General features: G+C 73.5%; 6 protein-coding genes and 1 tRNA gene. 4 read left to right on the top strand and 3 right to left on the bottom strand.

From position 1 onward, the window contains the following. A partial coding sequence (locus tag KSNIM_RS18785; RefSeq protein WP_263104375.1) for a SpoIIE family protein phosphatase occupies nt 1–1,963 on the top strand: 1,963 nt, incomplete at its 5' end. Nucleotides 1,964–2,011: 48 nt separating this feature from the next. Here KSNIM_RS18785 and KSNIM_RS18790 read toward each other — a convergent pair. Both KSNIM_RS18790 and KSNIM_RS18795 read right to left on the bottom strand, forming a co-directional pair. Next, nucleotides 2,012–2,779 (bottom strand): hypothetical protein, encoded by a 768-nt coding sequence (locus KSNIM_RS18790; RefSeq protein WP_263104376.1) that lies wholly within the window; start codon nt 2,777–2,779, stop codon nt 2,012–2,014. 255 nt (nt 2,780–3,034) lie between these two features. Next, nucleotides 3,035–4,813 carry a phosphatidylglycerol lysyltransferase domain-containing protein gene (locus KSNIM_RS18795; protein WP_263108014.1) on the bottom strand — a complete coding sequence of 593 codons (1,779 nt, stop codon included), beginning with the start codon at nt 4,811–4,813 and terminating at the stop codon, nt 3,035–3,037. A 320-nt stretch (nt 4,814–5,133) separates the two neighbouring features. Here KSNIM_RS18795 and KSNIM_RS18800 point away from each other — a divergent pair, with 320 nt between their 5' ends. Together KSNIM_RS18800 and KSNIM_RS18805 are read left to right on the top strand one after the other, a co-directional pair. Next, nucleotides 5,134–5,805, top strand: coding sequence for a response regulator (locus KSNIM_RS18800; protein ID WP_263104377.1), 672 nt, complete (start codon nt 5,134–5,136; stop codon nt 5,803–5,805). Beyond that, on the top strand, nt 5,802–6,938 hold the full coding sequence (locus KSNIM_RS18805; protein ID WP_263104378.1) for a sensor histidine kinase: 1,137 nt from the start codon (nt 5,802–5,804) through the stop codon (nt 6,936–6,938). The genes KSNIM_RS18800 and KSNIM_RS18805 overlap by 4 nt, the downstream gene beginning before the upstream one ends. A gap of 222 nt (nt 6,939–7,160) precedes the next feature. Here the strand turns inward: KSNIM_RS18805 and KSNIM_RS18810 are convergent. Next, nucleotides 7,161–7,244: transfer RNA gene (locus tag KSNIM_RS18810), tRNA-Leu, on the bottom strand. A gap of 453 nt (nt 7,245–7,697) precedes the next feature. On the opposite strand from KSNIM_RS18810, the gene KSNIM_RS18815 reads away from it, so the two are divergent. Next, a partial coding sequence (locus KSNIM_RS18815; RefSeq protein ID WP_263104379.1) for a DUF3662 domain-containing protein occupies nt 7,698–8,203 on the top strand: 506 nt, incomplete at its 3' end.

Consider the following 8,203-nt stretch of genomic DNA (forward strand, 5'->3'; position numbering starts at 1 on the left):
GCGCCGCACGATCGGCCTGCAGGTCCTGCCCGCCGGGGCGCCGCGCGGCGCCGAGGACGGGCGGGCGATCGGCACCACCGTTCCCGGGCAGCGCGAGTCCGGGGCGGCCACCGCGAACGGCCAGAGCCAGGGAGGCCCAGCCATCGAGTCCACCGCCAACGGCACCGCGCCCGTCCGGGCCGCCGTCGGGTCCGCTCCGCCGCAGGGCCGATCGGACGGGCCGGACGGACATCCCTACGACACCCCCGGGGTCCCGGCGCCGCCGGCACCGCCGTCCGTGGAGGTGCTGACCGTCAGCCAGGCCGGCGAGCAGCTGGCCCTGCTGAGCGAGGTCGGCAACCGGGTCGGCACCACCCTGGACCTCGACAAGACCGCCCGCGAGCTGTGCGAGGTGCTCGTCCCGCGGGTCGCCGACTTCGCCTGCGTGGACCTCCTCGACGGGCTGATCTCCGACTCGGAACTGCCCGACGAGCGCCCCGACGACCGGACGATGCTGCGCCGGGTCGCCCGCGCGGTGAACAGCTCCCCCGGCCACTGGGATCACGTCCTCGACGAGGGCGCGCTGCTCGCGATGCCCCGCTCCACGCCGCCGGGTCTGGCCTTGCAGGAGAACCAGCCGGTCCTGGTGCCGGTGATTGACCCGGACGTGGCGGTGGACTACGCGGCCTCGCTGGGCGGCGGGCCGGACCTGGTGCCGGTGGTGGTCGGCCGGTCGATGCTGGTGCTGCCGCTGTCCGCCCGGGGCACGGTGCTGGGCATCCTGAAGCTGCTGCGGCTGCCGGACCGCTCGCCGTTCGACAAGTCGGACGCCGCCACCCTCAAGGAGCTGGCGGCCCGGGCCGCGCTGTCGCTGGACAACGCCCGGCTGCACCGGGCGGAGTCCCGGGTCGCGACCACGCTGCAGCGGTCGATGATCCCGACCCGGCCGCCGCGGATCCCCGGTGTGCAGATCGCGCACCGCTACCTGCCGGGCGACTCCCGGGCGGAGGTCGGCGGCGACTGGTTCGACGCGATCCAGCTGCCGGGCAGCCGGGTCGCGCTGGTGGTCGGCGACGTGATGGGCCACGGCCTGCACTCGGCGGCCGCGATGGGCCGGTTCCGCACCGCCATGCAGACCCTCGCCGCGCTGGACCTGCCGCCCGGTCAGCTGCTGCGGCACCTGGACAACCTCGCCCACAAGCTCGGCGACGACCACCTCGCGACCTGCCTGTACGCGGTCTACGACCCGATCAACCGCACCTGCGAGCTGGCCAGCGCCGGGCACGTCCCGCCCGTGCTGGTGCACCCCGACGGCCGGGGCGAGCTGCTGGAGATCCCGGAGGGCGCGCCGATCGGCGTCGGCGGGGTGCCGTTCGTGGCGAAGCGGATCGACGTCTCGGACGGCTCGATGCTGGTGATGTGCACCGACGGCCTGGTCGAGGTGCGCGGCGGTGACATAGGAGAGGGCCTGGCCGCGCTCTGCGGCAACCTGATCGACCCCAAGCAGACCCCGGACGAGGCCTGCGACACCGTGCTGGAGCGGCTGCACTCGGACGACCGGGCCGACGACGTCGCGCTGCTGGTCGCCCGCTTCGACGGTGTGCCGCCGAGCGAGGTGGCGACCTGGGAGCTCGCCGTGGCGGAGGACGAGGTCCGCCGGGCCCGGTCGCTGGTGCGCGGGCAGCTCGCCGCCTGGGGTCTGGACGCGCTGGACGACACGGTGGAGCTGCTGGTCAGCGAGCTGGTGACGAACGCCGTCCGGGTCGCGCGGGACCACGTCCAGCTGCAGTTGATCCGGGTCGACAAGCTGCTGGTCGAGGTCAGCGACGACAACCACAACCTGCCCTCGCTGGAGCCGGCCGGCTCGATGGACGAGCACGGCCGGGGCCTGCACCTGGTCAGCAAGCTGGCCGAGCGCTGGGGCACCGCCCGGAAGGCGGTCGGCAAGGTGGTCTGGTTCGAACTGGCACTGCCGAGGAGCTGAGGCGCCGCCGTACGGCCCGGAGCCGTGCGGCGGGGCACCGTCACGGCCTCAGCGCACCACCGGTACGGCCGTCCGCGGACCGGCCTCGGCCGCCACCGAGGCGGCCGCGCCGACCCCGGCCAGCACCCGCGGCCAGAACTGCCCGAAGACCTCCAGCGAGGCGGCGATCAGCCCGGCCACCAGCACCGCCACGACGTGCTCCAGCCCGGCGAGGTTCGGCAGCAGCACCGCCTCGACGACCATCGCCAGCACCACCGCGCCGCCCGTCCACCAGGCCCGGCAGCGGATCGCCACGCAGACCGCCAGCGCGACCACGGCCGCCGACGGGCCGGTGTCCCGGACGTGGCCGACCCAGGTGGGGAAGCCGAAGAGGTGGTCCGGGCCGAGCTCCACGCCGATCCGGGCGAACAGCGTGCCCGCCAGGGTGCAGGCGTAGGCGACGGCCAGGGTGAGCCGGCGGCCGAGGACGATCTCCGCGATCCCGAAGACCAGGAACACCTGGACCAGCGCCCCCCACACCGGCAGGTCCAGCGCGGGCACGTACAGCGAGAGCGGTGTCCGCAGCAGCGAGACCCCGAACGGCAGCGCGGCCCGCACCACGCCGACCTGGGTGACCAGCCGCTCCCCGCCCGGCAGGTGCTGGACGACGGAGAAGAGCAGCACCAGCAGCGTCGCCGCGGTGGCCAGCGGGACGGAGGCCAACCGGTGCCGGCGCACGTGCGCCCGGAGGATCCCGATCAGCGTGCCCCACTCCGCGGCCGCGGCCCGGACCGCCACCGGTCCGACGCCCGGTCGTACGCCCCCCGCACGAGCCATCCGATCCACCGCTGAATCTCCCCGTCCGCTTTCCGGCCGGGCGCCCCCGCGCCCCGCCGTGCAATTCCCGGGACATTTCCCGTACGGCCGGGGTTTCTCCCGCCGATACATCCACGGTAGGCACCGGGGAATCGGGCGGCGTCAGGCTGCGAGGCGAATCGCGGATCATCCTCAAGTCGGAGGGGGGCGACCACCGGACGCGGTCGCACCCCCCGATCGGCGGCGGCCCTCCGCCCCCCGGCGGAGGGACTACCCCTACCCGTCCCGCTCCGCCGCCGACCCCCCGCCGGGCACGGCCTGCGCGGCGGCCCGGACATGACGGCGACGGAAGAGGACGGGGAGACTCGGCACCGTGATGAAGCCCTCGGCGCGCGCACTGGCGATGCCGATCCGCGGAATCTCGCTGCTCTTCTCGAAGAGCAGATAACGCGGCTCCCAGATCGGCCGGTACTTCGCATTTGCCCGGTACAGCGATTCGATCTGCCACCAGCGGGAGAAGAATCCCAGCACCGAGCGCCACAGCCGCAGAACCGGACCGGCACCCAGCTTGGAACCCCGCTCGAAAACCGAACGGAACATCGCGAAGTTCAGCGAGACCCGCTCCAGGGCGACCTCGTCGGCGCGCTGCAGCAGTTCGATGACCATGAATTCCATCAGGCCGTTCTCGCTGTCGCGGTCCCGGCGCATCAGGTCCAGCGACAGGCCGTTGCGGCCCCACGGCACGAAGCTCAGCAGCGCCCGCAGCTCGCCGTCCGCGTCGTGGCACTCGAGCATCACGCAGCGGCCGTCGTCCGGGTCGCCGAGCCGGCCCAGCGCCATCGAGAAGCCGCGCTCGGTCTGGCCGTCCCGCCAGTGGTCGGCCTTGTCGAGCAGGTCCGCCATCTCCGCGTCGGGGATGTCCTCGTGCCGGCGGATGCGCACCGTGTACCCGGCCCGCTTGACCCGGTTGTAGGCCTGCCGGACGACCCGCATCGCCCGCCCGTCCAGCGAGAACTCGTCGACCTCGACGATCGCCTCGTCGCCCAGCTCCAGCGCGTCCAGGCCGTGCCGGGCGTAGATCACGCCGGCCTCCTCGGAGGCGCCCATCACGGCCGGCACCCAGGCGTGCTCCCGGGCCTCCACCAGCCAGGCGTCGATCGCCCCCGGCCAGGCCTCCGGGTCGCCGATCGGATCGCCCGAGGCCAGCGAGACACCGCCCACCACCCGGTAGGTCACCGCGGCCTTCCCGGACGGCGAGAAGATCACCGCCTTGTCCCGGCGCAGCGCGAAGTACCCGAGCGAGTCCCGCTCGCCCTGCCGCTCCAGCAGCTCGCGCAAGCGGACCTCGTCCTCCGCGGTCAGCAGCTCCTGGCCGCGCGGGCTGCGGAAGGACAGGTACAGCACCAGCAGGAAGAGCACCGCGCCCATCGCGTTGATGAAGGCGTTCACCCAGGTCGGCACGGCGATCTCGTCCGCCAGACGGCCGGACGGGGTGATCGTCACCATCCGGGCCACCGCGTAGCCGAACCGGGTGCCGAACTCCGTGCCGTGCACGGAGTTGGTCAGCTGCACCAGGGTCGCGCCGACCACGCCGCCGAACAGCAGGCCGCCGATGAAGGTCGCCACCCCGGTCTTGGGGTTGGAGCGGTCGCCCTTGGAGGTGAACTCCCGGCGGCCGACCAGCAGGGCCAGGAAGAAGCCGACCGTCAGCACGGTCGAGAACCAGTTCATCGGGTGGTCCGCGAACCGGCTGTCCGGCACCAGCATCAGCAGCAGGTACAGCACCGAGAACAGCCCCGACACCACCGCGTTGAAGATCCACGCCGCCCGCTTGCGCCGCCGCATCGCGACCGCGAGGAACAACGAGAGCAGCACGGTCGTCAGACCGGCCGTCAGGAGGTAGGGGGTGAAGTACTCGCCCTCGTTGTGCTCCTGCACCTGGTCCCGGAACGGCACGGCCAGCACCGCGACCAGGTTCAGCAGGGCCAGCAGCCTCAGGTACCAGACCGTCGCCGCGGCGGCCCGCGGCCGCCACCGGGCGAGCAGCCCGGACAGGGATCCGACATCGGCGGGAACGGCGGTGGGCGCCGGCTTCACGGTGGACACAGCTCCAATTCCAGACGATCAACGTGGGGGACGCATCCGTACGACACCCGGGGAGGGACGGAGCGGCCCGCACACCCGGTCTCCGAGCGGCCAGGGCCCACAGGGGGCTCCGTGTTCCATGGTTCCCCACCCCGGATGAGAATTGCGTGAATCCGGTAGCGGATTCCGACCCCCGCCGAACGGCGGGGGTGACCACCCCGCCGGTGGACCGGAGTCAGCCCCGCCGGCCCCTAGGCTCGAAGACGAGCCGCGCACGCCCGAGGAGAGCCATGCCACCGATCCGCGTCCTGATCGTGGACGACGAGGTCCTCGTCCGCTCGGGCCTCGGCCTGATCGTGGGTTCCGCCCCCGACCTGGAGGTGGTCGGCGGCTGCTCCGGCGGCCAGGCCGAGCAGCAGGCCGTCGAGCTGCGCCCGCAGGTCGTCCTGCTCGACATCCGGATGCCCGACCTCGACGGCATCAGCGTGCTGCGCCGGCTGCGCGCCCTGCCGGACCCGCCGGCCGTGGCCATGCTCACCACCTTCGACACCGACGAGTACATCGGCACCGCGCTGCGCGCCGGCGCCGCCGGCTTCCTGCTGAAGGACACCGCCCCCGAACAGCTGGTGCACGCCGTCCGGGTGCTCGCCGCGGGCGGCAGCATGCTCTCGCCCACCGTCGCCCGCACCGTCATCAACGGCTACGTCGAGGGCGGCGGCCCCGACGCGGACGCCGCCGCACTGGCCCGCCAGCTCACCACCCGCGAGCTCGACGTGCTCGCCCTGCTCGGCGAGGGCCTCTCCAACGCGGAGATCGCCGACCGCCTCTACCTGGGCACCGGCACCGTGAAGGACCACATCAGCGCGATCCTCGCCAAGCTCGGCGCGGCCAACCGCGTCCAGGCCGCCGTGGTCGCCCATCGCGCCGGGCTGGTCCGCGCCCAGGGGAGCCAGGGCGCATGACCGGCCCGAGAGCCCTCCCGGCCTGGTGCACCGCGACCTGGCTGATGCTGTCGCTGCCGGTGCTGGTCTCCCTCGTCGACGCCGCCCTGGTCTCCAAGGGGGGCAAGTGGTGGGAGGCCGCGCTCTCCGTGCTGGCCGCGCTCGCCCTGCTGCTGCGCCGCCGCTTCCCGGTGACGGTGCTGCTGCTGACCCTGCCCGGGGCGTTCGTCAACTACATCTGGCTGGCGCCGATGACCGCGGTCTACTCCGTCGCCGCGCAGCGGGCGGCGCTGAAGGTCACCGCGGCCTGCGCCACCGCCTTCGCCCTGGTCGAGTTCTTCCACTGGCCGCTGGCCGACCACCCGCTCGCCCTGGACCGGGACAACGCGCTCTATGCCATCCAGTGCGTGATGCTCGCCGCCGGCCCCGCCGCGCTCGGCCTGCTCGCCCGCACCAGGCGCGAGCTCGCCCACCGGCTGGACGAGATCACCCGCGGCCAGCAGCGCGAGAGCCGGCTGCTCGCCGAGCGGGTGCTGGCCACCGAGCGGGCGCGGCTGGCCCGCGAGATGCACGACGTGGTCTCCCACCAGGTCAGCCTGATCTCCATCCAGGCCGGCGCCCTGCAGGTGTCCACCGGTGACCCGGCGGCCAGGGACACCGCCTCGACCATCCGCGAGCTGGCCGTCCGCACCCTGCAGGAACTCCGGCAGATGGTCGGGGTGCTGCGGGCCGCCGGGGTGGAGCCCTCCGAGCCGCTCGCCCCGCAGCCGCGCCTGGCCGACCTGCCGAAACTGATCGACGGCAGCGGCCTGCCGGTGACCAGCGACCTGTCCACCGGCGGCCGGCACTGGCCGGAGGCGGTGGAGCGGGCCGCCTACCGGACGGTCCAGGAGGCACTGACCAACATCACCAAGTACGCGCCCGGCGCCGCGGTGTCCGTCCGGGTCGCGGGCGGCGGCTCCCGCCTGCTGGTCGAGGTGCGCAACGCGCCCCCGCCCGAGAGCTCGGCCGACCTGCCGGTGCTGCCCGGCGGCGGGCACGGCCTGGTCGGCCTGCGCGAACGCGCCCAGCTGCTCGGCGGCACCCTGGTGGCCGGCCCCACCGCGGACGGCGGCTTCACCGTCCGCGCCGCCCTCCCCGCCACGGCGGACTGAGCGCGCGGCGCCGTCCGGGACGTGGCCCCCGCCACACTTCCGGTCCGCCCGCTACTTCCGGTCCGCCCGGTATTTCCCCGCGGAATGCCGGGCGGCCGTTCGGGCGGTCCGTGCCGACACGGATGTTCGCGGGCGGTCGCCACCAAAATACGTCGCCACCGCAGTAAGTCGCCGCCACAACGAGAAAGCCCCGCAGATCCGAAGATCTGCGGGGCTTCGCTGTGCGCGAGGGGGGAGTTGAACCCCCACGCCCTTTCGGGCACTGGAACCTGAATCCAGCGCGTCTGCCTATTCCGCCACCCGCGCATGGGTGCTGTCGTAAGATGCTTCCCGCTCTTCCGACCTGACGAGAACCTTACCGTATCTCGCTTGGTCTTCCGTTCGGCTCCCTCTCGGGCGCCCCTTCCGACGTGGAAAACATTAGCACGACCTCCGGGCTACCTCCGAATCCGTTTCCCCGCACCCCGGGGACCCGCTCCTGCACGGGGCGGACGAACGGGTGACCGAGGGATGAGCGGGGCCCGGTGCGGGTACCTCCCGCATGCCGTGCGGCTCGTTCCGCACTGCTGTCCGCACCCGGCGCACGCCCCCGCCCCGGCACCTGCCGGGCAGGTGGTGGGCGGTGTGCCCGGTCTCACGCCCCGGGACCACGTTCCCGGGGAACCGTACGGATGGGCCCGACGTGGATACGATCAGTACGGAAAACCGCAACCCGGCCCGCGAGCGCGGCCCGGCCGACGCCCTGGAAGGGGGTGCCCCGTGGGAGTCCTGAAGAAGTTCGAGCAGCGGCTCGAGGGTCTCGTGAACGGCACCTTCGCCAAGGTGTTCAAGTCCGAGGTCCAGCCGGTGGAGATCGCCGGCGCGCTCCAGCGCGAGTGCGACAACAACGCGACCATCTGGAACCGCGACCGCACGGTCGTCCCGAACGACTTCATCGTCGAGCTCAGCCCGCACGACTACGAGCGGCTCAGCCCGTACGCCGGCCAGCTCGGCACCGAGCTCGCCGGCATGGTCCGCGAGTACGCCGAGGCGCAGCGCTACAGCTTCATGGGCCCGCTCCAGGTGACCCTGGAGAAGGCCGACGAGCTGGACACCGGCCTGTACCGGGTGCGCAGCCGCACCCTGGCCGGCGAGGAGCCCGCCGCCCAGGTGCCGCAGCCGCCGGCCGCCCCGGGCGGGTACGAGCGCCGTCCGACCCCGCCCGCGCCCGGCGCGCCGTGGCAGCAGCAGGGCGCGGCACCGTACGGTGCGCCGCCGCCGCCGGG

This window comes from Kitasatospora sp. DSM 101779, assembly GCF_025655475.1.
In the GTDB taxonomy this organism is placed as follows: Bacteria; Actinomycetota; Actinomycetes; order Streptomycetales; family Streptomycetaceae; genus Kitasatospora.